The 23,266-nt window shown below is 67.9% G+C and carries 19 protein-coding genes; 10 read left to right on the forward strand and 9 right to left on the reverse strand.

Annotated features, from left to right (window positions below):
* Both E4M01_RS00630 and E4M01_RS00635 read right to left on the reverse strand, forming a co-directional pair.
* Positions 1 to 1,068: an alpha-ketoacid dehydrogenase subunit beta gene (locus E4M01_RS00630; protein ID WP_135066302.1), complete on the reverse strand. Its 1,068-nt coding sequence runs from the start codon at positions 1,066 to 1,068 to the stop codon at positions 1 to 3.
* A gap of 59 nt (positions 1,069 to 1,127) precedes the next feature.
* Positions 1,128 to 2,375 carry a thiamine pyrophosphate-dependent enzyme gene (locus tag E4M01_RS00635; protein ID WP_135066235.1) on the reverse strand — a complete coding sequence of 416 codons (1,248 nt, stop codon included), beginning with the start codon at positions 2,373 to 2,375 and terminating at the stop codon, positions 1,128 to 1,130.
* A 144-nt stretch (positions 2,376 to 2,519) separates the two neighbouring features.
* Here E4M01_RS00635 and E4M01_RS00640 point away from each other — a divergent pair, with 144 nt between their 5' ends.
* Both E4M01_RS00640 and E4M01_RS00645 read left to right on the forward strand, forming a co-directional pair.
* On the forward strand, positions 2,520 to 3,005 hold the full coding sequence (locus tag E4M01_RS00640) for an Lrp/AsnC family transcriptional regulator (protein ID WP_135066238.1): 486 nt from the start codon (positions 2,520 to 2,522) through the stop codon (positions 3,003 to 3,005).
* A gap of 163 nt (positions 3,006 to 3,168) precedes the next feature.
* Complete coding sequence (locus E4M01_RS00645) at positions 3,169 to 4,107, forward strand: pirin family protein (RefSeq protein WP_135066241.1); 939 nt, start codon at positions 3,169 to 3,171, stop codon at positions 4,105 to 4,107.
* Here the strand turns inward: E4M01_RS00645 and E4M01_RS00650 are convergent.
* The gene (locus E4M01_RS00650) at positions 4,079 to 4,420 is read right to left on the reverse strand and encodes a UrcA family protein (protein ID WP_135066244.1); all 342 of its coding nucleotides are present in this window, start codon (positions 4,418 to 4,420) and stop codon (positions 4,079 to 4,081) included. The genes E4M01_RS00645 and E4M01_RS00650 overlap by 29 nt on opposite strands.
* A 216-nt stretch (positions 4,421 to 4,636) precedes the next feature.
* Here E4M01_RS00650 and typA point away from each other — a divergent pair, with 216 nt between their 5' ends.
* Positions 4,637 to 6,469 (forward strand): translational GTPase TypA, encoded by a 1,833-nt coding sequence (typA, locus tag E4M01_RS00655; protein WP_135066247.1) that lies wholly within the window; start codon positions 4,637 to 4,639, stop codon positions 6,467 to 6,469.
* Between the two features lie 79 nt (positions 6,470 to 6,548).
* Here the strand turns inward: typA and putA are convergent, their stop codons facing one another.
* On the reverse strand, positions 6,549 to 9,704 hold the full coding sequence (gene putA, locus E4M01_RS00660; protein WP_135066250.1) for a bifunctional proline dehydrogenase/L-glutamate gamma-semialdehyde dehydrogenase PutA: 3,156 nt from the start codon (positions 9,702 to 9,704) through the stop codon (positions 6,549 to 6,551).
* A gap of 103 nt (positions 9,705 to 9,807) precedes the next feature.
* Between putA and E4M01_RS00665 the strand changes: the two genes are divergently transcribed.
* From E4M01_RS00665 to mutM, 4 genes are all read left to right on the forward strand, one after another.
* On the forward strand, positions 9,808 to 10,275 hold the full coding sequence (locus E4M01_RS00665; RefSeq protein ID WP_209316055.1) for an Lrp/AsnC ligand binding domain-containing protein: 468 nt from the start codon (positions 9,808 to 9,810) through the stop codon (positions 10,273 to 10,275).
* A gap of 234 nt (positions 10,276 to 10,509) precedes the next feature.
* Complete coding sequence (locus tag E4M01_RS00670) at positions 10,510 to 11,595, forward strand: glycosyltransferase family 1 protein (protein WP_135066253.1); 1,086 nt, start codon at positions 10,510 to 10,512, stop codon at positions 11,593 to 11,595.
* Between the two features lie 168 nt (positions 11,596 to 11,763).
* Positions 11,764 to 13,620, forward strand: coding sequence for a DNA helicase RecQ (gene recQ / locus E4M01_RS00675; RefSeq protein WP_135066256.1), 1,857 nt, complete (start codon positions 11,764 to 11,766; stop codon positions 13,618 to 13,620).
* 9 nt (positions 13,621 to 13,629) lie between these two features.
* Positions 13,630 to 14,493, forward strand: coding sequence for a bifunctional DNA-formamidopyrimidine glycosylase/DNA-(apurinic or apyrimidinic site) lyase (gene mutM / locus E4M01_RS00680; protein WP_135066259.1), 864 nt, complete (start codon positions 13,630 to 13,632; stop codon positions 14,491 to 14,493).
* A 4-nt stretch (positions 14,494 to 14,497) separates the two neighbouring features.
* Here mutM and E4M01_RS00685 read toward each other — a convergent pair whose 3' ends face one another.
* Positions 14,498 to 15,415 carry an NAD(P)/FAD-dependent oxidoreductase gene (locus E4M01_RS00685; RefSeq protein WP_167765454.1) on the reverse strand — a complete coding sequence of 306 codons (918 nt, stop codon included), beginning with the start codon at positions 15,413 to 15,415 and terminating at the stop codon, positions 14,498 to 14,500.
* Positions 15,416 to 15,524: 109 nt separating this feature from the next.
* Here E4M01_RS00685 and E4M01_RS00690 point away from each other — a divergent pair, with 109 nt between their 5' ends.
* A complete protein-coding gene (locus E4M01_RS00690) occupies positions 15,525 to 16,313 on the forward strand; it encodes an enoyl-CoA hydratase-related protein (RefSeq protein ID WP_135066265.1) in 789 nt (262 codons plus the stop codon).
* Between the two features lie 15 nt (positions 16,314 to 16,328).
* Here the strand turns inward: E4M01_RS00690 and E4M01_RS00695 are convergent, their stop codons facing one another.
* Both E4M01_RS00695 and E4M01_RS00700 read right to left on the reverse strand, forming a co-directional pair.
* The gene (locus E4M01_RS00695; RefSeq protein WP_135066268.1) at positions 16,329 to 17,444 is read right to left on the reverse strand and encodes a GTP-binding protein; all 1,116 of its coding nucleotides are present in this window, start codon (positions 17,442 to 17,444) and stop codon (positions 16,329 to 16,331) included.
* 39 nt (positions 17,445 to 17,483) lie between these two features.
* Complete coding sequence (locus E4M01_RS00700) at positions 17,484 to 18,395, reverse strand: isopenicillin N synthase family oxygenase (protein WP_135066308.1); 912 nt, start codon at positions 18,393 to 18,395, stop codon at positions 17,484 to 17,486.
* A gap of 208 nt (positions 18,396 to 18,603) precedes the next feature.
* On the opposite strand from E4M01_RS00700, the gene E4M01_RS00705 reads away from it, so the two are divergent.
* Entirely contained in the window at positions 18,604 to 19,278 is a 675-nt protein-coding gene (locus E4M01_RS00705) for an OmpA family protein (RefSeq protein ID WP_135066270.1), read from the forward strand.
* Positions 19,279 to 19,509: 231 nt separating this feature from the next.
* Here the strand turns inward: E4M01_RS00705 and E4M01_RS00710 are convergent, their stop codons facing one another.
* Together E4M01_RS00710 and E4M01_RS00715 are read right to left on the reverse strand one after the other, a co-directional pair.
* Entirely contained in the window at positions 19,510 to 20,814 is a 1,305-nt protein-coding gene (locus E4M01_RS00710) for a UDP-glucose/GDP-mannose dehydrogenase family protein (RefSeq protein ID WP_135066273.1), read from the reverse strand.
* Between the two features lie 175 nt (positions 20,815 to 20,989).
* On the reverse strand, positions 20,990 to 22,162 hold the full coding sequence (locus E4M01_RS00715) for an outer membrane beta-barrel protein (RefSeq protein WP_135280302.1): 1,173 nt from the start codon (positions 22,160 to 22,162) through the stop codon (positions 20,990 to 20,992).
* A gap of 301 nt (positions 22,163 to 22,463) precedes the next feature.
* Here E4M01_RS00715 and E4M01_RS00720 point away from each other — a divergent pair, with 301 nt between their 5' ends.
* Complete coding sequence (locus E4M01_RS00720) at positions 22,464 to 23,234, forward strand: ABC transporter permease (RefSeq protein ID WP_135066674.1); 771 nt, start codon at positions 22,464 to 22,466, stop codon at positions 23,232 to 23,234.
* Positions 23,235 to 23,266: the final 32 nt, after the last annotated feature.

Here is a 23,266-nt window from a genome sequence, read left to right on the forward strand (position 1 = left end):
TCAGCGACCTCCCGACATGACGGACTTCAGCGCTTCGGCGACCCGCTCGGGGCCGGGGAAATACTCCCACTCGAACGCGTGCGGATAGGGCGTGTCCCAGCCGGTCACGCGCGCGATCGGCGCCTCCAGGTGATAGAAGCAGCGCTCCTGCACCAGGGCCGACAGCTCGGCGCCGAAGCCCGAGGTGCGCGGCGCCTCGTGCACGATGACGCAGCGGCCGGTCTTCTTCACGCTGGCCTCGATGGCTTCGATGTCCAGCGGCACGAGCGAGCGCAGGTCGATGACCTCGGCGTCCACGCCCGCGTGCTCGGCGCCCGCCAGAGAGACCCACACCATGGTGCCATAGGCCAGGATGGTGACGTCATTGCCCTCGCGCATGACGCGCGCCTTGCCCAGCGGCTCGACGAACTTGCCGGTCGGGACCTGGGCCAGCTCCTGGGCCTTCCAGGGCGACACCGGCTTTTCGTGCCAGCCGTCGAAGGGACCGTTGTACAGGCGCTTGGGCTCGAAGAAGATGACCGGATCGTCGTCCTCGATGGCGGCCGTCAGCAGGCCCTTGGCGTCATAGGGGTTGGACGGGATCACCACCTTCAGGCCGGCGATGTGGGTAAACAGGCTCTCCGGGCTCTGGCTGTGCGTCTGGCCGCCGAAGATGCCGCCGCCATAGGGGCTGCGGATCGTGATGGGGCTGGTGAACATCCCGCCCGAGCGATAGCGCAGCTTGGCCGCCTCCGACACGATCTGGTCGTAGGCCGGATAGATGTAGTCGGCGAACTGGATCTCCACGACCGGGCGCAGACCGTAGGCGCCCATGCCGATTGCGGCGCCGACGATGCCCGTCTCCGAGATCGGGGCGTCGAAGCTGCGGGTCAGGCCGTGCTTCTTCTGCAGGTGGTCGGTCACGCGGAAGACGCCGCCGAAATAGCCCGCGTCCTCGCCAAAGCTGAGGACCGAGGGGTCCTCGCTCATCTTGGCGTCCAGAGCCGAGTTCAGAGCCTGGATCATGTTCATGGGCTGGACGCCCGAGGCCGGGGCCTCGGACCTGGGCGCATTGTTCTGATCGACCATGTCGGGCTCGACGCCGTCGGTGCGGTCGGACTCGGTGAAGGTGGTTTGCTCGCTCATGATCAGACCCCCACTTCGCGGCGCTGTTCGACCAGGCGCCAGTCCTCGGTGGCGAACACCTCCTCGAACATCGTCTTCACGCTGGGGCGTGACTGGCCGAGCGTGCCGATGGCTTCGGATTCCTTGCCGGCGGCGCGAACCTGGTCGGCGGCGTCCTTCTCGGCGGCTTCATGCTGTTCGTCGGACCATTCGCCCAGCGCGATCAGATGCTGCTTCAGCCGCGCCAGCGGGTCGCCCAGCGGCCACTTCTCGTGCTCGTCGCCGGGCCGATAGCGGCTGGGGTCGTCCGAGGTCGAGTGCGGCGCACCGCGATAGGTGAACAGTTCGATCAGCGTGGCGCCCAGGTTGGCGCGCGCGCGCTCTTCGGCCCAGCGGGTCGCGGCCCAGACGGCCAGGAAATCGTTTCCGTCCACCCGCAGCGACGGCAGGCCGTAGCCGAGCCCCTTGGAGGCGAAGGTCGTCTCCATCCCGCCGGCGATGCCCTGGAAAGAGCTGATGGCCCATTGATTGTTGACGATGTTCAGGATCACCGGCGCCCGATAGACGGCGGCGAAGGTCAGGGCCGAATGGAAGTCGCTTTCGGCGGTCGAACCGTCGCCGATCCAGGTGATGGCCAGCTTGTCATCGCCCTTGTAGGCGCTGGCCATGGCCCAGCCCACGGCCTGCGGATACTGGGTGCCCAGATTGCCCGAGATCGTGAAGAAGCCGTAGTCCTTGGACGAATACATGATCGGCAGCTGGCGGCCTTTGATCGGGTCCGCCGCGTTCGAATAGATCTGGTTCATCATGTCGACGAGCGGATAGCCGCGCGCGATCAGAAGCCCCTGCTGGCGATAAGTGGGAAAGCCCATGTTCTCGCGGCCCAGCACCATGCCCTGGGCGACCGCGATGGCCTCTTCGCCGGTGCACTTCATGTAGAAGCTGGTCTTGCCCTGGCGGTGGGCGCGATGCATCCGATCGTCGAAGGCGCGGGTCAGCACCATGGCCTTCAGGCCGCGGCGCAGGGTCTCGGGGTCCAGACGCGGGTCCCACGGCCCGACCGCGCGGCCCTCGTCGTCCAGCACGCGCACCAGGCGGAAGGCGTGATCGCGCATCGCCTCGGCCTTGGCCGTCGGCTCGGGTCGATCGACTGCGCCGGCGGGGTCCAGTTTCAGGTGGCTGAAGTCCGGCGCATCGCCGGGCCGTCCGGGCGGTTCGGGCACGCGCAGCGAGAGCGAGACCGAGTTGCGGGCCTTTTGGGTGTCAGTCATGCATCCTGCCGTCTGGTTGATCCGACCGCGTTTCCTCAGCACCGCATTTAGCACGGGCCGCAACGAGAGGCTCGCTCAAAAACGCCTTGCAACTCGCCGTTCTCGGGTATTTTATTGCGCCATAACGATAAACGGAGAAACGCCGTGGTTGACACCTTGGATCCCATCGACGCCCGCATTCTGGACATTCTGCAACAGGACGCAGGCCTGTCGGTGGCCGAGGTGGCGGATCGGGTCGGCCTGTCGGCTTCGCCGTGCTGGCGCCGGATCAAGAGGCTGGAGGATTCCGGCCTGATCCGCAAGCGCGTCACCCTGCTGGACGCCGCAAAGCTGGGCCTGGATTTCGAGGTCTACGCCATCGTCAAGCTGAGCCTGCCGTCAACCGACAACCTGGACGCCTTCGAAAGCGCCGTCTCGGCCTGGCCCGAGGTCGTCCAGTGCGCCACCATCACCGGACGCGAGGATTATGTGCTGCGGATCATCACCTCAGACATGCACGCCTTCGACCGTTTCCTGCGCGAAAAGCTGCTCAGCCTGGGAATCGTGTCCGACTGCGAAAGCCACATCGTCACCCGCGGCGTGAAGGACGTCACCGCCCTGCCGCTGGGCCTGGTCAGTCCGCACGTTTGATCCCTCCTAGCCGTCACCCTCGGGCTTGACCCGAGGGTCCAGCTGACGGGGCTGTCGAGGGTGCTGGATGCTCGGATCAAGTCCGAGCATGACGGCAGATGGCAGGGCTTGGCGCGACGGCACGCGCGGTCGCATACTCCCCGCACCAACAGGGGAAACGCTCATGATCGAGATGGTGATCGACGCCCGCCGCAAGGACCTGGGCGGTTTCGAGGTGGGGCGTGTCCTGCCATTCCATGCGCGGCGCATGGTCGGCCCGTTCATTTTTCTGGACCAGATGGGGCCGGCCGAGTTCGCCCCGGGCTCCGACGCCATCAATGTGCGGCCGCACCCGCACATCGGCCTGTCGACCCTGACCTATCTGTTCGAGGGCGAGATCATGCACCGCGACAGCCTGGGCTACACCCAGCCGATCCGTCCGGGCGAGGTCAACTGGATGACGGCCGGCAAGGGCATCGTCCACTCGGAACGCACCGATCCCCTGAAGAAGAGCCAGGGCGGCCCCATGCACGGCATGCAGGCCTGGATCGCCCTGCCTGACGAGGCCGAGGACATCGATCCGTCGTTCGACCACCACGCCGAGGCCGACCTGCCCGCCTATGAGAACAACGGCCTGTTCGCGCGGCTGGTGGCGGGCGAGGCCTACGGCGCGTCGGCCGGCGTGGCGATCCAGTCGCCCCTGTTCTATGTCCACTGGGAGATGAAGGCCGGGGTCAAGACCGCGCCGCCGCCCGGCCGCGGCGCCGGCGGCTATTCCGAACGGGCCCTGTTCGTCGCGCGCGGCCAGATCGAGGTCGGCGACCGCACCTTCCATGCCGGCCAGCTGATCGTGCTGGAGCCCGACGCCCAGCCGACCGTGCGCGCCTCGACCGACGCCAGCGTCATGGCCCTGGGCGGCGAGCCGGTGGGGCAGCGGCTGATCTGGTGGAACTTCGTCGCCTCGAGCCAGGCGCGCATCGACGCCGCCAAGGCCGACTGGCAGGCAGGCCGCATGAAGCTGCCGACCGAGGACGACCTGGAGTTCATTCCTCTGCCGGACACGCCCTCGACGCCCGAGCCCGCCCCGGCCGGGGTCAAGCCCGAGCCGACGCACCCGGTCTGACCGGGCGCGGCCAAGGCCGGTTCAACGCCCTGGCGCCGCCGGCGCGCACAAACCTCAGCTGATCCTCCCAAGGCAAGGCGCGCACGACCCTGCCTCGCATCTCCCGCTCGCAGACCAGGGGCGTGTCCACATGGTCCGGCGTCACGGTCGCCCGGTGGATTTCGCATAAGTCGCGGCTGGCGGCGCGGATGCGGTCGGCCATCTCGGCAGCGTGGGCCGGCCGCGCGGGGTCCAGCCCGCCCAGATTCACCCGCATGTCGGGCGCTTCGCTCGTCATCATCAGGCCCGCCAGGGTCAGGGTCGTCATCAGCATGGTCGCCTCCGTCCTGGACCTTTCGTCCATGATACAAGGAGGCGCCGTCCCAGGCCGCCAGATGCGGCCGCGCGGATGAAATAACCGTAAGGTCCCCAAACCGCCCGGTCTGGCGTTTCGGGGCGCTTGCCTGTAAGAGGCGCCGCTTCTCCCCGACACCGCATCTTGCAGCGGCCCGGACCTTCCGTGGCCGAACACAGTCCGCCCGAGCCTGACATGAACCTTCGCAACGTCGCCATCATCGCCCACGTCGACCACGGCAAGACCACCCTGGTGGATCAGCTCCTGGCCCAGTCCGGCGTCTTTCGAGCCAATGAGGCGACGACCGAGCGCGCCATGGACTCCAACGACCAGGAGAAGGAGCGCGGCATCACCATCCTGGCCAAGTGCACCTCGGTGCTCTGGAACGGCAAGGCGGGCGAGACGCGCATCAACATCATCGACACGCCCGGACACGCCGACTTCGGCGGCGAGGTCGAGCGCATCCTGGGCATGGTGGACGGCTGCGTCATTCTGGTGGACGCCGAAGAGGGCGTCATGCCCCAGACCAAGTTCGTGCTGACCAAGGCCCTGAAGATGGGCCTGCGTCCGATCCTTTGCATCAACAAGGTCGACCGCGCCCACGCCGATCCGGACCGCGTGCACAACGAGACCTTCGACCTGTTCGCCGCCATCGGCGCGACCGACGAGCAGCTGGACTTTCCGCACATCTACGCCTCGGGCCGCAACGGCTGGGCGACGCTGGACCTGAACGTCCCGAACGACAACCTGGCCCCTCTGTTCGACCTGATTGTGGACCATGTGCCGCCGCCGGCGGTGCAGGCCAACAAGGACAAGCCGTTCCAGATGCTGAACGTGCTGATCGAGAGCGACCCCTTCCTGGGCCGCCTGCTGACCGGCCGGATCGAGAGCGGCAAGGCCATCCCGGGCATGGCGATCCACGCCCTGGACCGTGACGGCAAGGAAATCGAGCGCGGCCGCATCACCAAGGTGCTGGCCTTCCGCGGCCTGAAGCGTCAGGCCCTGGACGAAGGTTCGGAAGCGGGCGACATCGTGGCCATCGCCGGCATGTCCAAGGCGACCGTGGCCGACACCCTGTGCGCCATGGAAGTCACCGACGCTCTGCCCGCGCAGCCGATCGACCCGCCGACCATCTCCATGACCGTGGGCGTCAACGACAGCCCGCTGGCCGGCCGCGAAGGCGACAAGGTCCAGTCGCGCGTCATCCGCGACCGACTGCTGAAGGAAGCCGAAGCCAACGTCGCCATCCGCGTCACCACCACCGAGGGCGGCGACGCCTATGAGGTGGCAGGCCGCGGCGAACTGCAGCTGGGCGTGCTGATCGAGAACATGCGCCGCGAAGGTTTCGAGGTGTCGATCTCGCGTCCGCGCGTGGTGTTCCAGACCGGCGAGAACGGCGAGAAGCTGGAGCCCATCGAGGACGTCATGATCGACGTCGACGACGAGTTCTCGGGCATCGTCATCGAGAAGCTGGCGGCCCGTAAGGCCGAAATGACCGATATGGGCCCGTCGGGCGCCGGCAAGACCCGCATCCAGCTGAAATGCCCCTCGCGCTCGCTGATCGGCTATCAGGGCGAATTCCTGACCGACACGCGCGGCTCGGGCGTGCTGAACCGCGTGTTCTCGCACTACGAACCCTACAAGGGCGAGATCGCAGGCCGTCTGAAGGGCGTGCTGATCTCCAACTCGGACGGCGACACGGCGGCCTTCGCCCTGTGGAACCTGGAGGACCGCGGCGTCATGTTCGTCGGCGCCGGCGAGAAGACCTACCAGGGCATGATCATCGGCGAGAACAGCCGCTGGGACGACCTGGACGTCAACCCGATCAAGGGCAAGCAGCTGACCAACGTCCGCGCCGCCGGCAAGGACGAGGCCGTGCGCCTGACCCCGCCGCGCAAGATGAGCCTGGAACAGGCCATCGCCTATATCGAGGAAGACGAACTGGTCGAGGTCACGCCCAAGTCGATCCGCCTGCGCAAGCAGACGCTGAACCCCTCGTTCCGCAAGAAGCGCGTCCGTCCGGACTAAGCGCCGGTCGATCGTCGAGACAAAAAAAGGGGGCCGGTTCACCGGCCCCCTTCTTCGTATCCGCGATCGAGGTTCCGCCTCAGAGATTCAGCAGCGCCGGATCGCCGCCCTGGGCCGCGATGTTGATGGTGATGGCCTTTTCCGCCGCATAGCGGATCAGGCTGTTGGGGCCGCCCGCCTTGGGTCCGGTGCCCGACAGGCCCTCGCCGCCGAACGGCTGGACGCCGACCACCGCGCCGGTGATCGAGCGGTTGACGTAGACGTTGCCGGCCGGAACCAGGCGTGTCACCTCTTCGGCGAAGGCCTCGATGCGGCTGTGCACGCCCAGCGTCAGGCCGAAGCCACGCGCCGCCAGCTTGCCCGCCACCGTCTCCAGGCTGTCGGGGTCGTAGCGATAGATGTGCAGGACGGGGCCGAATACCTCGCGCTCCAGGAAGTCCGGGGTCGGGATCTCGGCGATGACGGGAGCGAAATAGTCGCCGGCCCCTGCCCCCGCATTGGCGCTGGGGGCCAGTTCGGCGCGGGCGATGACGGCGGCCTCCTGCTCCAGGCGGGCTAGGTGACGCTCAAGCGACTCACGCGACTCAGCGTCGATGACCGGGCCGATGTCGGTGGCCGGGTCGGATGGGTCGCCCACGACCTGGGCCGCCAGCGCGCCCTTGAGACCAGCGATAAGCTCCTCCGCCGAATCCTTGGGCACATAGAGGATGCGCAGGGCCGAGCAGCGCTGGCCGGCCGAGCCGAAGGCGGAGGCGATGACGTCGTCCAGCACCTGTTCGCGCAGGGCCGTGGTGTCCACGAACATGCCGTTCAGGCCGCCCGTCTCGGCGATGAACGGGATGATGGCGCCGGGGCGAGCCGCGATGGACTTGTTGATGGCCCAGGCCGTGTCGGTGCCGCCGGTGAAGGCGACGCCGTCGATGCCATGGTGGCTGACCAGCTTGGCGCCGACCGTGTCGCCGCGTCCGGGCGTCAGGGCCAGCAGATCGGCCTTCAGACCCGCCTTGTGGAAAAGGCGCACTGCCTCGGCGGCGACCAGCGGCGTCTGTTCGGCCGGCTTGGCCAGCACCGCATTGCCGGCGGCCAGCGCGGCCGCCACCTGACCGGTGAAGATCGCCAGTGGGAAGTTCCACGGGCTGATGCAGGCGAACACCCCGCGACCGTGCAGCATCAGCTGATTGGTCTCGCCGACCGGACCGGTCAGGGTCTCAGGCCCGGCGAACTGGGTCTCGGCCAGCATCGCATAGTAGCGGCAGAAGTCGGCGGCCTCGCGCACCTCGGCGACGCCGTCGTTCAGCGTCTTGCCCGCCTCGCGGCTGAGCAGGGCGACGAAGCGGTCCATCTCGCCTTCCAGGGCGTCGGCCATGGCGCGCAGCACGGCCGCGCGCGCCGCGCCGCCCGAGCGGTCCCAGGCGATCTGCGCCTTGGAGGCCAGTTCGACCGCGCGGTCGATGTCGGCGGCCGAGGCCTCGGAGACATGACCCAGAACGCTGCCACGATCGGCGGGGTTGGTGACGTCCTGCGCATTCTCACCAGCCAGCAGCACGCCGCCGACGATGGGACCGGAGTTGATCTTCTCGCGGTCGATCAGATCCAGGGCGAGCGCATGGCGGTCGCGTTGGGCGGCCTGCGAATAGTCGCGGCCGAGGGAGTTCAGGCGGTTTCCGTACATCTGTTGAGGGACCGGGATCTTGGGGTGGGGGCCGGGCGCGGCTTCCACCACGGCGATGGGATCGAAGGCGACGGCAGAGGCGGGCACACGCTCGTCCAGCAGGGCGTGCACGAAGGAGGAGTTGGCGCCGTTCTCCAGCAGGCGGCGCACCAGATAGGGCAGCAGCTCTTCATGGCCGCCGACAGGGGCGTAGGCGCGCACGACCACGCGCTGGCCTTTCCAGGCCTCTTCGGCGGCTTCGTACAGAGGCTCGCCCATGCCATGAAGGCGCTGAAACTCGACGTCGACGTCCGCCTCCGTCGCCATGCGATGCACGGCGGCCAGAGAGACTGCGTTGTGGGTGGCGAACTGTCCGTAAAGATGGGGCGCGGCGTCCAGCATGATGCGGGCGCACACCAGATAGTTCAAATCCGTCGCCGCCTTGGTTGTGAAGACCGGATAGTCGGGACGGCCGGCGACCTGGGCGCGCTTGATCTCGGTGTCCCAATAGGCGCCCTTCACCAGGCGGACCATCAGGCGGCGCTTGGCCGACCGCGCCAGCTCGGCCAGGCGTCCGATCACCTCGGGCGCACGCTTCTGATAGGCCTGAACGGCCAGGCCCAGGCCTTTCCAGTCGCCCAGCTCGGGCTCGCGGGCCAGCCGCTCCAGCAGCTTCAGCGACAGGGCCAGGCGGTCGGCCTCCTCGGCGTCCATGCAGAAGTTGATGTCGTAGCCTGCGGCGATGATCGCCAGCCGCTTGATGCGGGGATACAGCTCGTCCCACACTCGATCCTCGTGCACCGCCTCATAGCGGGGCGACAGGGCCGACAGCTTGACGGAAACGCCGTGCCCCGTCTGGGGACCGCGCATGTCCGGGCGGTCCTTGCGGGCCTTGCCGACCGCGTGGATGGAGTCGGCGTAGATGCGCTCGTAGCGCTCGGCGTCGGCGGCGGTGCGCGCGCCCTCGCCCAGCATGTCGAAGCTGCACAGCCAGCCGTTGCGGTTGGCCCGCTTCAGGGCGCCCCCGATGGTGCGGCCAAGCACGAACTGTTCGCCCATCATGCGAACGGCGGCCGCCACGGCCTGGCGGATCACGGGCTCGCCGATGCGGCCAGCCACGCGCTTCAGGAAGCCGGGCAGGTCGCGCCTGGCGTCCTCGTCCACGTCCACCAGCCGGCCGGTCAGCATCAAGCCCCAGGTCGAGGCGTTGACGAACAGGCTGTCGGACTGACCCAGATGCTTGGCCCAATCGGCCGAGCCGATCTTCTCGGCGATCAGGCGGTCGCGGGTGTCCTCGTCGGGGGTGCGCAGCAGGGCCTCGGCCAGGCACATCAGCGCCAGGCCCTCGCGGGTGCCCAGCGAGAACTCCTGCAGGAAGCTTTCAACCACCCCCTGGCGGTCGGCGCTCTTGCGAGCGCGCTCGACCAAATCGACCGCATCCTCGACCACGGCGGCGCGCTGTTCGGGGGTCAGCGGCGTGCGCGACAGCAGATCGCAGACAGCGTCTCGTTCGTCGCGGAATTTGTGCCGATCCAACTGGTCCCAGTGAGCCAGGTCAGAGGGCTTGAAGTCCGACGGCGACATCGCGTTTCTCATGCTGTTGCTGAGCGCCCTATAGGGCTGACCGAACCGAATGTCCGTCGTATGATAACCGCAGCACTCGAAGATCGTTCGGCGAAAACCTGAAATGACCATGCAGACTCTGGACGCCGTTGATCGCCGCCTGCTGCGGGTGCTGCAGGTGGAGGGTCGGATCTCAAACGCCGAGCTGGCCAAGCGCTGCAATCTGTCGCCTGCCGCCTGTTTCGAGCGGGTGCGGCGGCTGCGCGAGCGCCGGGTCATCACCGGCTACGCGGCCCTGATCGATCCCGCGATGGCGGGGCGCGGCCTGCTGATCTTCGTCGAGGTGCTGCTGGACCGGACCACCGGCGACGTTTTCGAGGCCTTCGCCGCCGCCGTGCGCGCCCAGCCCGAGGTGCTGGAGTGCCACATGGTCGCCGGCGGCTTCGACTATCTGATCAAGGCCCGCGTCGGCGACATGGACGCCTATCGCGCCTTTCTGGGCGACGTCCTGGTCAAGATGCCCGGCGTGCGCGAGACCCGGACCTACGCCGTGCTGGAGGAGGTGAAGTCCACGACCGTGCTGCCGCTGTGACCGTCCTCTACCCGGTCCCCCCGCGAAGGCGGAGGTTCAGATGATCCAAGGTCGAGTCCGGCGCCGACTGGATCCCCGCCTTCGCGGGGGGAGCGGAAAATTGGTGGGATCGCGCTCAAGCCCCGAAATCCAGTTGACCGAACGACAGCGCCCAGACAACCAAGTCTCGCCATCGTCATCCTGAGACGCTAGAGCTTGTCGCCCCGCGAACGGCTGGAAGGCCCGTCCGACTGCATGCGTATCGTCTTGGCCACCGACGCCTGGGAGCCCCAGGTCAACGGCGTCGTCCGCACCCTGACCCGCACCGTGGCCGAGTGCCGCGCCATGGGTCATGAGGTCGAGGTCATCGAACCCAGCCAGTTCAAGACCATCCCCTGCCCCACCTATCCGGAAATCCGCCTGGCCCTGGGCGCCGAGGAGGAAATCCGCGAGCGGCTGCGCGCCTTCGAGCCCGAGGCGGTGCACATCGCCACCGAAGGCCCCATCGGCATCGCCACACGGCGCATCTGCGTGGAGTGGAAGCTGCCGTTCACGACCAGCTATCACACCAAGTTCCCCGAATATGTCTCGGCCAGGTTCCCGATCCCGGTGCAGGTCGGCTACGCCTATATGAAGTGGTTCCACAAGCCGTCCGGCCGGCTGATGGTGGCGACCCCGACGCTACGCGACGAGCTGGTCGAGCATGGCTTCAAGAACGTCTCGCCCTGGTCGCGCGGGGTGGACACCGAACTGTTCCGCCCGGACCTGGAGCCCATATACGCCGAGATGGGCGGAGCAGACTGGCCGCGCCCGTTCTTCCTGAACGTCGGCCGGGTGGCGGTCGAAAAGAACATCGAGGCCTTCCTCGAAACCGACCTGCCGGGCACCAAGATCATCGTCGGGGACGGCCCGGCGCGCACCGATCTTCAGGCCAAATATCCCGAGGCCAAGTTCCTGGGCGCCAAGTTCGGCGAGGATCTGGCGCGGTGCTTCGCCGACGCCGACGTCTTCGTCTTCCCCAGCTGGACCGACACCTTTGGCCTGGTGATTCTGGAGGCCATGGGCACGGGCACGCCGGTCGCCGCCTATCCCGCTCACGGGCCCATCGACATCATCCCGGGCTCGAACGCCGGCGCCATCGACGACGACCTGAAGACCGCCTGTCTGGAAGCGCTGAAGTGCGACCGGGCGGACGTTCGCGCCTATGCGGAGAAGTTCAGCTGGCGCGCCTCGGCCGAACAGTTCGTGGAGAATCTTCAGCCCTATCCCGAGCCCGAGCGTGGCCGCTTCTGGCGGCGGCTGCGGCGGATCGCGCGGCTGAGACGCAAGGCGGCGGCGTAATAGCTCCCTGCCCCCTTGAAGGGGGAAGGGTCGGGGATGGGGGTGTGCGGCAGGACATCGGTGTCGCCCGCGCCCGACTTCACCCATCGCGTCCGACACCCCCACCCAACCCTCCCCCATCAAGGGGGAGGGCTTTCGTGGTCCCGCTCAATCCGGCACAAGCCCCCGATGCCTGACGACTCACGCCCGCACGACCCGCTCGCCCCTGCGCGAGAGGTGCTGACGCGCGTCTGGGGCCATGCGGACTTTCGCGGCCTCCAGGCCAAGGTGGTAAACGAGGCCCTGGCCGGGCGCGACGTCATGGCCGTGCTGCCGACCGGCGGCGGCAAGTCGGTCTGCTATCAGATCCCGGCCATGCTGCGCCCCGGCGTCGGCCTGGTGGTGTCGCCGCTGATCGCCCTGATGACCGACCAGGTGGAAGCGCTGAAACAGCAAGGCGTGGCCGCCGCCCGGCTGGATTCCGGCGTGTCGATGGACGACCGCTCGGCCATCTGGCGCGCCGCGCGAGCGGGCGAGCTGGACCTGCTTTACGTCTCGCCCGAAGGCCTGGCCCAGCCGCACATGATCGACCGGCTGCACGACATCGACCTGTCGCTGATCGCCATCGACGAGGCGCACTGCGTCTCGCAATGGGGCCACGACTTCCGTCCCGACTATCGCACCCTGGGCCGGCTGGCCGAGCTGTTCCCCGGCGTGCCGCGCATCGCCGTGACCGCGACCGCCGACGCCCGCACGCGCGAGGACATCGTCGCCTCCCTGAGGCTGGGCGAGGCCCGCGTCTTCGTCGACAGCTTCGCGCGTCCGAACCTGCAGCTGGCGGCCGAGCGCAAGGAGAGCGCCTCGCGCGCCAAGACCGATCAGAAGGTCATCGACCTGGTATGCGCCCGCGCTGGCCGGTCGGGCGTCGTCTATTGCGGCAGCCGCGACGGCTGCGAACGCGTGGCCCAGGCGCTGCGGGACGCCGGGACCAACGCCATCGCCTATCACGCCGGCATGGATGCTAGAGAACGCGACCGGCGGCTGGAGCGCTTCCTGGCCGAGGACGGGGCGGTGATGGTGGCGACCATCGCCTTCGGCATGGGGGTCGACAAGCCGGACGTGCGCTTTGTCGTCCACGCCGATCCGCCGGGCAGCCTGGAGGCCTATTGGCAGGAGATCGGCCGTGCGGGCCGCGACGGCGAGCCGGCCGAGGGCATCACCCTTTATGGCCCCTCCGACATCGCCTGGAGCCTGCGCCGCATGGAAGGCCGGGCCATGGCCGAAGAGATCAAGGCGGTGCAGACCCGCAAGGTGCGCCAGCTGTTCGCCATGCTGGACGGCGCGGCCTGTCGTCCTCAGGCGGTGCGGCGCTACTTTGGCGAGACGGACGCCGAACCGTGCGGCGTGTGCGACATCTGCGGCGACCCGCCCCGCACCTATGACGCCCTGGTCCCGGCCCAGAAGGCGCTGGCGGCGGTGCAGCGGCTGGGCGAGCGGTTCGGACGCGGCCGGGTGGTCGATCACCTGACAGGCCGCACCAAGGACGTTCAGCAGTGGGAGACGGCCCTTTCGACCTGGTCCATCGGCGCGGACCTGTCGATCACGGCCTGGCGCGACGTCATCGACCACCTGATGTTTGAGGGCCTGCTGGTCGAGGATCCCAACGAGGGCAAGCCGCTGATCCGCCTGGGCGACGCCGAGGCGGTGCGCGCCGTCTATCGCGGCGAGACGCCGGTGCGGGTGCGCGAACCCGTGATCCGCTCGGCGGTCGAGCGCCCCCGCCGCAACGCCGGCCGCAACCTGGCGGTCGAGGCGCTGGATACGGACGTGCGCACCCGCTTCGACATGCTGCGCGCCTGGCGCCGCGACCGGGCGGCCGAACAGCACGTGCCGCCCTATGTCATCTTCCAGGACAAGACACTGGTCGAAATCGCCATCGCCGAACCCCGCAGCCTGGACGCCCTGGCCCGCATCTCCGGCGTCGGCGCCGGCAAGCTGGACCGCTACGGCAAGGGCGTGCTGGATGTGCTGACGTCCGGCCAGTAGGGAGCCGCCATGCCTGAACTGCCCGAAGTCGAGACCGTGCGCCGGGGGCTGGAGCCCGTGTTGGCCGGCGCGCGGCTGACGCGGGTGCGGATCAATCGGCCCGACCTGCGGTTTCCGTTTCCCGAACGGTTCGTCGAACGGCTGGAGGGGGCGACGGTCGAGCGGATCGAGCGTCGGGCCAAATATCTGCTGATGCCCCTGTCGACCGGCGAGACCTGGGTCACCCACCTGGGCATGACCGGCCGCTTCACCCTAGACGGGACTCAGCTGGGCGAGTTCGAGGAGCCCGCGCCCATCGCCGGCAAACATGAGCATTTCAGCGCCTGCGCCACGCGCGACGGCGCGACCACGCGGATCGGTTTCGCCGACGCCCGGCGGTTCGGCTTCATGGGCCTGATCGCGACAGAGGCCGTGGAGGCCCATCCCTGGTTCGCCGCCCTGGGCCCCGAGCCGCTGGGCAACGGCTTTTCGGGCGCGCATCTGGCCGAGGCGTTCAAGGGCAAGAGCCAGAACATCAAGGTCAGCCTGCTGGATCAGCGCACCGTGGCGGGGCTGGGCAACATCTACGTCTGCGAGGCCCTGTATCGCGCACGCATTTCGCCTCTGGTCGCGGCCGGCAAGATCACGCGTCCCAGGCTGGAGCGGCTGGCGGTGGAGGTGGTGGCGGTGCTGCGCGACGCCATCGAGGCGGGCGGCTCGACCCTGCGCGACTTCGCTAACGCCGACGGCGGCCAGGGCTATTTCCAGCATCGCTTCGACGTCTATGGCCGCGAGGGCGAGCCGTGTCGGGGAGACGGCTGCACGGGCGTGGTCAAGCGCATCGTCCAGGGCGGTCGCTCGACCTTCTACTGCCCCAGCTGCCAGAAGCGCTGAGCGGTCACGTCCTCAAGGTGTGGCCTTCCTGTTCGCGCAGCCAGTTGTGCGCCTTGGTCGCCGCGATGGCGCCGTGGCCCATGGCGACGGTGATCTGATCCAGCCCCTCGACCACGTCGCCGGCCGCCCACAGACCCTCCACGCCCGCGCCGAACGGGCTCTCGGGCGCCAGGCAATCGCCCTGCCCCTGCGGCGCGCCCAGGCGCACGGCGAGCTCGCTGCGCGGCCGCAGACCCAGGGCGGGATACAGGGTGTCGACCGTGACCACCTGCCCGCCTTCCAGGTGCACCACCACGCGGTCGGGGTGAGGCTCCAGTCGATCCAGCGCGCCCTGCAACACCCGGACGCCGGCGGCCTTCAGCTGGGCCGTTTCATCGGCGGTCAGCTCCGACCAGTTCAGCGGCATCAGCGTCACGTTCGAGGTGAACTGACGCAGGAAAAGCGCCTCGGCCGCGCCGTTGCTGTCGCAGCCGATGACGCCCATGACGCGGTCGGTGCCCTCATAGCCGTCGCAGATGGGACAGTATCGCAGGACGCCGTCGGCGATGGCGCGCTGGTGCACCTCGGCCGGCAGATCGACCTCGTTCATGTCCACCCCAGTCGCCACGATCACCGCCCGCGCCGTCCAGGAGTCCTGGGCAGCGGTTAGGATGAAGCCGTCGGGGCCGCGCGAGATGTCGTCAATGCGCGCCTCGAAGATCTCGGCGCCGACCTCGGTCGCCTGACGCTGCATCAGATTGACCAGGGCGCGGCCGGCGATGCCGTCAGGAAAGCCCGGCACATTGTGAGCCATGGGTCCGCGCAGCGCGCGACTGGTCCCGTCGTGCAGCACCGCCACCCGCCGGTGATAGCGCGCCAGATACAGCGCCGCCGTCAGCCCCGCCGGCCCCGCGCCCACAATCGCCACATCCGCAGTCTGCATCGCACGCCTCCCGCCGCGAGTGCGCAACGGCGACGCTTGGCGGCGGTTCCCGGCCTTCACCCCTGGCCCGCGACGCGGTAAGCCCGGGGCGAACCCGAGGAGACCCGCCATGGCCGACACTTATGACAACCTGCTGATCGAGCGTCACGCCGACGGCTATGCGGTGGTCACGCTGAACCGGCCCGAGGCGCTGAATGCGCTGAACTCGGCCCTGTTCAAGGATCTGGCGGACTTCCTGGACGCGGTGGAGCACGACGACGCGGTGCGCTGCCTGATCCTGACCGGCTCGGGCGAGAAGGCCTTCGCCGCCGGCGCCGACATCAAGGAGATGGCGGACCAGACCTATGCCCAGATGTACACGGGCAACTATTTCGCCCTGGGCCACGACCGGATCACCCGGTTCAGGAAGCCGATCATCGCCGCCGTCAACGGCTTTGCGCTGGGCGGCGGCTGCGAGCTGGCCATGCTGTGCGACTTCATCATCGCCAGCGAAAAGGCGAAGTTCGGCCAGCCCGAGATCAACCTGGGCGTCGCGCCCGGCATCGGCGGCTCGCAGCGCCTGACCCGGCTGGTGGGCAAGTCCAAAGCCATGGACATGGTCCTGACCGCCCGCATGATGGACGCTCAGGAAGCCGAGCGCGCCGGCCTGGCCAGCCGCGTCTTCCCCCACGACGTCCTGCTGGACGAAGCCCGCACGATCGCCGCCCGCATCGCGGCCCAAAGCCCCCTGGCCGTCATGGCCAACAAGGAGATGGTCAACGCCGCCCTAGAGACGACCCTGACCCAGGGCGTCCAGTTCGAACGCCGCCTGTTCCACTCCCTTTTCGCCTTCGAGGACCAGAAGGAAGGCATGGCCGCCTTCGTGGAGAAGCGGAAGCCGGGGTTCAAGGGGCGGTAAGCCCCTCGCCGAGGCCTAGGCCGCGCAGGCCTCGAAGCCCGCCCTCAGCGCCTTCTCATCCAGGTCGCGGCCGATGAAGACGGCGCGGCTCCAGCGGCGTTCGTCGGGGCCCCATTCGCGTTGCAGGTCGCCTTCCAGGATCATGTGGACGGCCTGGAAGACCAGGCGGCGGTCCTCGCCCTTCACGTCGATGATGCCCTTGGCGCGCAGGATGTTCTGGCCCTGCTCGCCCAGCAGGCGGTCAAGCCAGGCAGTGAACTTCTGGCCGTCGATGGGCCGGTCCAGCGAAAGGGATATGCCTTTGATGTCGTCCTGGTGCGCGTGGCCGCGCGCGCCGTGGCCGTGGTCGTGATCGTGGTCGTGGTCGTGATCGTGGTCGTGGTCGTGATCGTGGTCGTGGTCGTGCTCATGATGGTCGTGGTCGTGGTCGTGGCCGCAGTGCTCGTCGTGCACATGGCCGGCCTCGCCGTGCGGCGGATTGGCGAACTCGGGCTTGACCTCCAGGATGCGGGCCAGGTCGAAGGCGCCCAGGCCCAGCACCTGATCCAGCGGCACGTTGGAGCGTTCGGCGCGGGTGATGGGGGCCAGCGGGTTCAACGCGCGCAAGCGGGCCTCGACCTGGGCCAGCTCGGCCTCGGAGGCCAGGTCCACCTTGTTCAGAATGATGCGGTCGGCGAAGGCGACCTGCTCGCGCGCCTCTTTGGAGTCGTCCAGGCGCGCCATGACGTGTTTGGCGTCGACCAGGGCGGTGACGCTGTCCAGCACGGTCTTGGCCTTCACATCGTCGTCGACGAAGAAGGTCTGGGCGACCGGGCCGGGATCCGCCAGGCCCGTGGTCTCCACGATGATGGCGTCAAACGCCGGCTTGCCGGGCCGCTGGCGCTTCATCAGCCCCGAGACCACGCGGATCAGGTCGCCGCGCACCGTGCAGCAGACGCAGCCGTTATTCATCTCGAACACGTCCTCGTCGGCGCCGACGACCAGGTCGTTGTCGATGCCGATCTCGCCGAACTCGTTGACGATGACGGCGTAGCGCTTGCCGTGATCCTCGGTGAGGATGCGGTTCAAAAGGGTGGTCTTGCCGGCGCCGAGGTAGCCGGTCAGCACGGTCACGGGGATCTTATCACTCATCCCCGCTAGATGGCCGCACCAGCCGCCGATGGAAAGGGGTCAGATCAGACGGATTTCCTTCAGGCGCTCGGTCAGGAAATCCTCGGCCATGATCGCCTTGCCCGCATAGCGATCCGGATTGTCGGGCGTGATCGTGGACGGCAGGCTCTCGATCACGAAGTCCGGGTTGAAGTGCAGGAAGAAGGGCGTCGAATAGCGGGCGAAGCTGGCCCGCTCGGGCGCCGGATTGATCACCCGGTGGCTGGTCGACGGCAGGACATGGTTGGTCAGCCGCTGCAGCATGTCGCCGATGTTGACCACCAGGGCGCCCGGCGGCGGAGCAATGTCCAGCCACGCGCCGTCGGCGTCCTTCAGCTGCAGGCCGGCCTCTTCGGCGCCCAGCAGCAGGGTGATGACGTTGATGTCCTCGTGCGCCCCGGCGCGCACGCCCGACGCGCCCGCCGGCACCGGCGGATAGTGCAGCATGCGCAGGATCGAATTGCCCAGCTGGACCTTGTCGGCGAAATAGTCGTCGCCGAGGTTCAGATAGCGGGCGATGGCCTTCAGGATCTTGGCGCCCAGGTCGTCCATGGCCTCGAACATGCCGTACAGGTGGGTGCGGAAGCCCTCGACCTCGGTCGGCCAGACGTTGTCGCGCATGTACTGGCGATAGGGGTGGCCCTGGGGCAGCTCGCGGCCGACGTGCCAGAACTCCTTCAGATCGACGGTCGCCGCGCCCTTGGCCGCCTCTACGCCGAACGGCGTCAGGCCGCGCGCGCCGCCGGTGCCCGGCTGGTGATACTGGCGCTTGACGTCCTCGGGCAGGGCGAAGAAGGCCTTGGAGTCGTCGATGGCGGCCTCGATCACCCCTTCGTCCAGTCCGTGGTCGGCGATGACGGCGAAGCCATAAGTCTTGAACGACGCGCCGAGCTTGTCGGCGAAGGCCTGGAAGTCGGTGTCGTACAGGATCATCGACACGGGTTCGATGCGGCGCTTTTCGGCGGTGGGGCTCACGGTCTCGCTCACGGCAGGGCCTCGGGATTGGATCGGGCGATGTCCATACCGCCTAATCCAGGAAATTGGCAGACCGGCGCCCGTTCATCTCAGGGTCAGACTGGAACCTTCACCATAAGCCTGCGTTTTTGCGCCAATGCCGTCTTCAACGAAAGAAAGCCATTTCATGCGCTCGAAAATCTTCCTCGCCGGCGCCTGCGTCACCGCCCTGCTGGGCGCCACCGCCTGCACCACGACGGACCCGTACCGTTCCGACCCGCAACGCAACAACACCGCCACGGGGGCCCTGGCCGGCGCCGTCGGCGGGGCCCTGCTGGGCTACCTGACTAACACCTCCAACTCCGAACAGGGTCGCCGCAACGCTCTGATCGGCGCCGGCGTCGGCGCCCTGGGCGGCGCGGCCGTTGGCCAGTACATGGACCGCCAGCAGCGCGCGCTGGAAGCCGAGCTATCGGGCACAGGCGTGGGCGTGGCGCGTCAGGGCGACAACCTGATCCTGCGCATGCCGTCGGACGTGACCTTCGCCACCAACCAGTCGGACATCCAGCCGCGCTTCGTCTCCACCCTGAACGACGTGGCCCGGGTGCTGCAGGAATACGACCGCTCGACCGTCGACGTGGTCGGCCACACCGACTCCTCGGGCGGCGATGCGATCAACCAGCCCCTGTCGGAGCGTCGCGCCGGCTCGGTGGCCGGCTATCTGATCCAGCAGGGCGTCATGCCCGAGCGCCTGATCGTGCGCGGCGTCTCGAGCCGCAATCCGATCGCGGACAACGGCACGCCGGAGGGCCGCGCCCAGAACCGCCGCGTCGAAATCCTGATCCGCCCCTTCCAGGGCTGATCTGACGCCGACTGAATGACAGAGGTCGCCCGGTTTGCGCCGGGCGGCCTTTTTCTTGCCCGCCACGCGGATGTGAATTGCCCCCGGCGCGCGGCGGTGGCCTCGTGGCGTTCGATGAAACCGGATCGCGACCTGCTGACTGACCACGCCGCTGCGGCCCTGATAGCGGTGGTCTGCGCCGTCGTCACCGCGGCGCTGGTGATCGCCGTCGGCGGCCGGCTTCTCGGCTGATCAGGCCCGCCCGATCGAGGCGTAGCGGAAGCCGCGGGCCCGCAGGTCGTCGGGACGATAGACGTTTCTCAGATCCACCATCACCGGCTGGTTCATCAGCAGTTTGATGCGGTCCAGGTCCAGGGCGCGGAACTGGTCCCATTCCGTCAGGATGACGACCACGTCGGCCCCCTCGACGGCGGCATAGGCGCCTGAGACGAAATCGACCCCGTCCAGCAGCTTGGCCGCCTCCTCCATGCCCTCCGGATCATAGGCTCGGACCCGCGCGCCCGCCGCCAGCAGCGCCGGCGCCACGTCCAGCGACGGGGCGTCGCGCATGTCGTCGGTGTTCGGCTTGAAGGTCAGGCCCAGCAAGGCGACGGTCTTGCCCTTCAAGCCGCCGGGCAGGGCCTCGGCGACGCGATCGGCCATGGCCTTCTTGCGCGCGTCATTGACCTGGACGGTCGTCTCGATCAGCCGGACAGGCGAACCGGCGTCCGTCGCCGTGCGCACCAGGGCCAGGGTGTCCTTGGGAAAGCAGCTGCCGCCATAACCCGGGCCGGCGTGCAGGAACTTGGCCCCGATCCGGTTGTCCAGACCGATGCCGCGCGCCACCTGCTGTACGTCGGCGCCGACCGCTTCGCACAGGTCGGCCATCTCGTTGATGAAGGTGATCTTCATCGCCAGGAAGGCGTTTGCGGCGTACTTGATCAGCTCAGACGTCCGCCGCGCGGTGAACAGGATCGGCGTCTCGTTCAGATAAAGCGGACGGTAGAGTTCGGTCATCACCTTGCGCGCGCGTTCGTCGTCCGTGCCGACGACCACGCGGTCAGGCCGCTTGAAATCCTCGATGGCGGCGCCTTCGCGCAGGAACTCCGGGTTCGAGACCACGGCGAACTCAGCGTCTGGGCGGTGCTCGCGAATGATCCGCTCGATCTCGTCGCCGGTGCCGACGGGCACCGTGGACTTGGTCACAATGACGGTGAATCCCTCGATCAGGCCGGCGATTTCTTCGGCCGCAGCGTGGACGTAGCTGAGGTCGGCGTGGCCGTCGCCCCGTCGCGACGGCGTGCCTACGGCGATGAAGACAGCGTCGGCCCGGCGAATGGCCTCGGCGCCGTCCAAGGCGAACGACAGCCGGCCGGCGCGCACGTTGGACGCCACCAGATCCTCCAGCCCCGGCTCGAAGATCGGGATCTCGCCCTTCTCCAGCCGTTCGATCTTGGAGGGATCCTTGTCGACGCAGACCACATCGTGACCGAAGTCGGCGAAACAGGCTCCTGACACCAGGCCCACATAACCGGTTCCGATCATCGCCACGCGCATGGGTCGCACCTCTTCTGGTCAGGGGACGCCAGATAGCCGCCCCAGCGAGGCCTGACCACCCGCGATATGGCGCGCAAAGCAAAACCGCCGATCCCTTTCGGAACCGGCGGCCTTGTCTTGCATAAACCGCTCCGTCTCCGATCCCGAGGGATCGAAGACGGGCCAAACATCGAACTTAGAAGTTGATGTTGATGGTGGCGCGACGGTTGAGCGGCTCGCGCACGCCGTCGGCGGTCGGGCGGGCCAGCTGCGTTTCACCGCGGCCGTCCAGCGAGATCACGCCGCCGTTGACGCCTTGGGCGACCAGGGCGTCGGCCACGGTGCGGGCGCGACGGTTGGACAGACCCAGGTTGTAGGCCGCCGAACCCGAGGAGTCGGTGTGACCGACGACCAGGATGCGGGTCGGGGTGCCCGACTTGGCGTGGTTGGCCGCTTGCGTGATGATCGAGCGGGCTTCGGCCGTCAGGTCCGAGCGATCCCAGTCGAAGTACACCACGAACTCACGCGCCTGGACCGGCGGAGGCGGCGGCGGCGGGGGAGGCGGCGGCGGGGGCGGAGGCGGCGGCGGGGGCGGCGGGGGCGGCGGGGGCGGAGGCGGCGCAGCGGTCGGGCCGAAGCTGTACCGCAGACCCAGGGTCACCGTGTGGCTGTTCTTGTACTCGCCGTCCCAGGTGCCGAAGTTGGTGGTCGGCGTGAAGGTGGTGGTGTCGAACGACATGTCGCCGATCAGATAGCGATAGGTCAGGTCGATGTTGGCGCGCTCGCCCAGGGCGAAGGCGACGCCGGCCAAGGCTTGGGCGGCGAACTTGGTGGAACTGTCGTCAGCGCCGAACACATCGGCCGGCGTGCGGACCGGCGTGCGGACAATCCCGTAGGCGTCCGTGCTGACATGGTTGATGCCGGCTCCAAGGCCGACGAACGGACGCAGGCCCCAGAACTCCGTGCCGAAATCATAAATGACGTTGGCCATAAGCGTGGTCGCCGTGATCCCGCCTTCGGGCGAGTGGCACGGGCCGGTGGCCGGCGTGACGTTGCAGAGACCCGACGGCGCGACGTCGCTGCCGCGACGCACGGTGCCGATGTCGCCCGAGCGGTAGCCGCCTTCCAGTTCCACACGCCAGTTCGGGTTGAAACGATAGCCGAGACGCGCGAACGCCGCCCAGCCGTCATTGACTTCCCAGTCCCATTCCACGCCGGTCGCCGAGGACTCGAGCGCCAGGGGGTCGATCGTGTGCCAGCCGGCGTCGATCGCGCCGTACCATCCGTTCGGCTCGGCCGAAGCGGCCCCGGCCGAAAGCGCCAGGGCGCCAGCAGCGCTCGAAGCCAAAATCAGTGTCTTAACACGCATAGGTGAGAACCCCTCCGCAGCAATTGACCAATGCGGCGGTCACGCCGCCTCAATTGGGTCATAACAGCCAATCTTTCGCAGGTCGAGGCGCAAACGACGCCGCATGGCCACGCTTTCCCATGGGCGTGTCATTGAAGCTACAGCGGAATTTCGAGAAGCGGCGTTAACCTATACGCCCTTGCTTCGCGGCACTCGGTGGATAAGCCTTCCGTTTTACGATCCGCTACGAGGACGAGGTCGCCTTTTCGGCCCAATCCTGTCTTTAAAGCCCGGTCTCAACGGTTTGGACTGCTGACCCCCAATGATGGCTCTCATTCGACAGAAGCGCATCATCTCGGCGCTGGTTCTGCGCGAAATGACCACCCGCTTTGGGCGCGAGGGGCTGGGCTTTGTCTGGGTCGTGGGCGAGCCGCTGCTGTTCTGCTTCGGCGTGATCCTCATGTGGTCGCTTATCAAGTCGGAGTACGAGCACGGCATTCGGTTGGCGCCGTTCGTGATGACGGGCTACATGTCGCTCCTGCTGTTCCGCCATCAGATCAGCTTCGCCATGGGCGCGCTGCAGGCCAACATCGGCCTGCTGTACCATCGGCAGTTGAGAATCCTGCATTTCTACATCGCGCGAGGCGTGCTGGAGTTTTTGGGGGCCACGGCAGCTTTCGTGGTCGTCTATGTGACGCTGATGGCCGCGGGCCAGCTTTCGCCTCCGCAGGACTGGTTGCTGCTGCTGGGCGGCTGGCTTCTTCTGGGCTGGATGGGCTTCGGCCTCGCACTCGTCTTCGCCGCGCTGTCGCTGCGTTTCGAGTTGATGGAGCGTCTCGTGCCGGTGCTGACTTACGCCCTGATCCCGTTCTCGGGCGCGTTCGCCATGACAGCCTGGCTGCCCGAGCCCTATCGTTCGGCCTATCTGTGGATCCCGCTGCCGCACGGCGTGGAAATGGTGCGCGCAGGGGTGTTCGGCGAGTTCGTGCCGACATACTACGATCCCGTCTACGCTCTCGCCTGGGGCTCGGGCTTCATCGTGATCGGGCTGTTGCTGATGGCCGGCGCCAAGGACAGAGTGCTTGCCGAATGATCGGCGGCGGCGCACAAGCCCGGTCTCTTTCG

This window comes from Brevundimonas sp. MF30-B, assembly GCF_004683885.1.
In the GTDB taxonomy this organism is placed as follows: Bacteria; Pseudomonadota; Alphaproteobacteria; order Caulobacterales; family Caulobacteraceae; genus Brevundimonas.

What these genes read in the sequence shown, in the direction of transcription:
- mutM (WP_135066259.1), top strand. Translation starts at nt 13,630, where the DNA reads ATGCCTGAACTGCCCGAAGTCGAGACCGTGCGCCGGGGGCTGGAGCCC.
- E4M01_RS00705 (WP_135066270.1), top strand. Translation starts at nt 18,604, where the DNA reads ATGCGCTCGAAAATCTTCCTCGCCGGCGCCTGCGTCACCGCCCTGCTG.
- E4M01_RS00635 (WP_135066235.1), bottom strand. Translation starts at nt 2,375, where the DNA reads ATGACTGACACCCAAAAGGCCCGCAACTCGGTCTCGCTCTCGCTGCGC.
- E4M01_RS00685 (WP_167765454.1), bottom strand. Translation starts at nt 15,415, where the DNA reads ATGCAGACTGCGGATGTGGCGATTGTGGGCGCGGGGCCGGCGGGGCTG.
- typA (WP_135066247.1), top strand. Translation starts at nt 4,637, where the DNA reads ATGAACCTTCGCAACGTCGCCATCATCGCCCACGTCGACCACGGCAAG.
- E4M01_RS00700 (WP_135066308.1), bottom strand. Translation starts at nt 18,395, where the DNA reads ATGATCCTGTACGACACCGACTTCCAGGCCTTCGCCGACAAGCTCGGC.
- E4M01_RS00715 (WP_135280302.1), bottom strand. Translation starts at nt 22,162, where the DNA reads ATGCGTGTTAAGACACTGATTTTGGCTTCGAGCGCTGCTGGCGCCCTG.
- E4M01_RS00695 (WP_135066268.1), bottom strand. Translation starts at nt 17,444, where the DNA reads ATGAGTGATAAGATCCCCGTGACCGTGCTGACCGGCTACCTCGGCGCC.
- E4M01_RS00630 (WP_135066302.1), bottom strand. Translation starts at nt 1,068, where the DNA reads ATGGTCGATCAGAACAATGCGCCCAGGTCCGAGGCCCCGGCCTCGGGC.
- E4M01_RS00710 (WP_135066273.1), bottom strand. Translation starts at nt 20,814, where the DNA reads ATGCGCGTGGCGATGATCGGAACCGGTTATGTGGGCCTGGTGTCAGGA.
- putA (WP_135066250.1), bottom strand. Translation starts at nt 9,704, where the DNA reads ATGTCGCCGTCGGACTTCAAGCCCTCTGACCTGGCTCACTGGGACCAG.
- E4M01_RS00650 (WP_135066244.1), bottom strand. Translation starts at nt 4,420, where the DNA reads ATGCTGATGACGACCCTGACCCTGGCGGGCCTGATGATGACGAGCGAA.
- E4M01_RS00690 (WP_135066265.1), top strand. Translation starts at nt 15,525, where the DNA reads ATGGCCGACACTTATGACAACCTGCTGATCGAGCGTCACGCCGACGGC.
- E4M01_RS00670 (WP_135066253.1), top strand. Translation starts at nt 10,510, where the DNA reads ATGCGTATCGTCTTGGCCACCGACGCCTGGGAGCCCCAGGTCAACGGC.
- recQ (WP_135066256.1), top strand. Translation starts at nt 11,764, where the DNA reads ATGCCTGACGACTCACGCCCGCACGACCCGCTCGCCCCTGCGCGAGAG.
- E4M01_RS00665 (WP_209316055.1), top strand. Translation starts at nt 9,808, where the DNA reads ATGACCATGCAGACTCTGGACGCCGTTGATCGCCGCCTGCTGCGGGTG.
- E4M01_RS00645 (WP_135066241.1), top strand. Translation starts at nt 3,169, where the DNA reads ATGATCGAGATGGTGATCGACGCCCGCCGCAAGGACCTGGGCGGTTTC.
- E4M01_RS00720 (WP_135066674.1), top strand. Translation starts at nt 22,464, where the DNA reads ATGATGGCTCTCATTCGACAGAAGCGCATCATCTCGGCGCTGGTTCTG.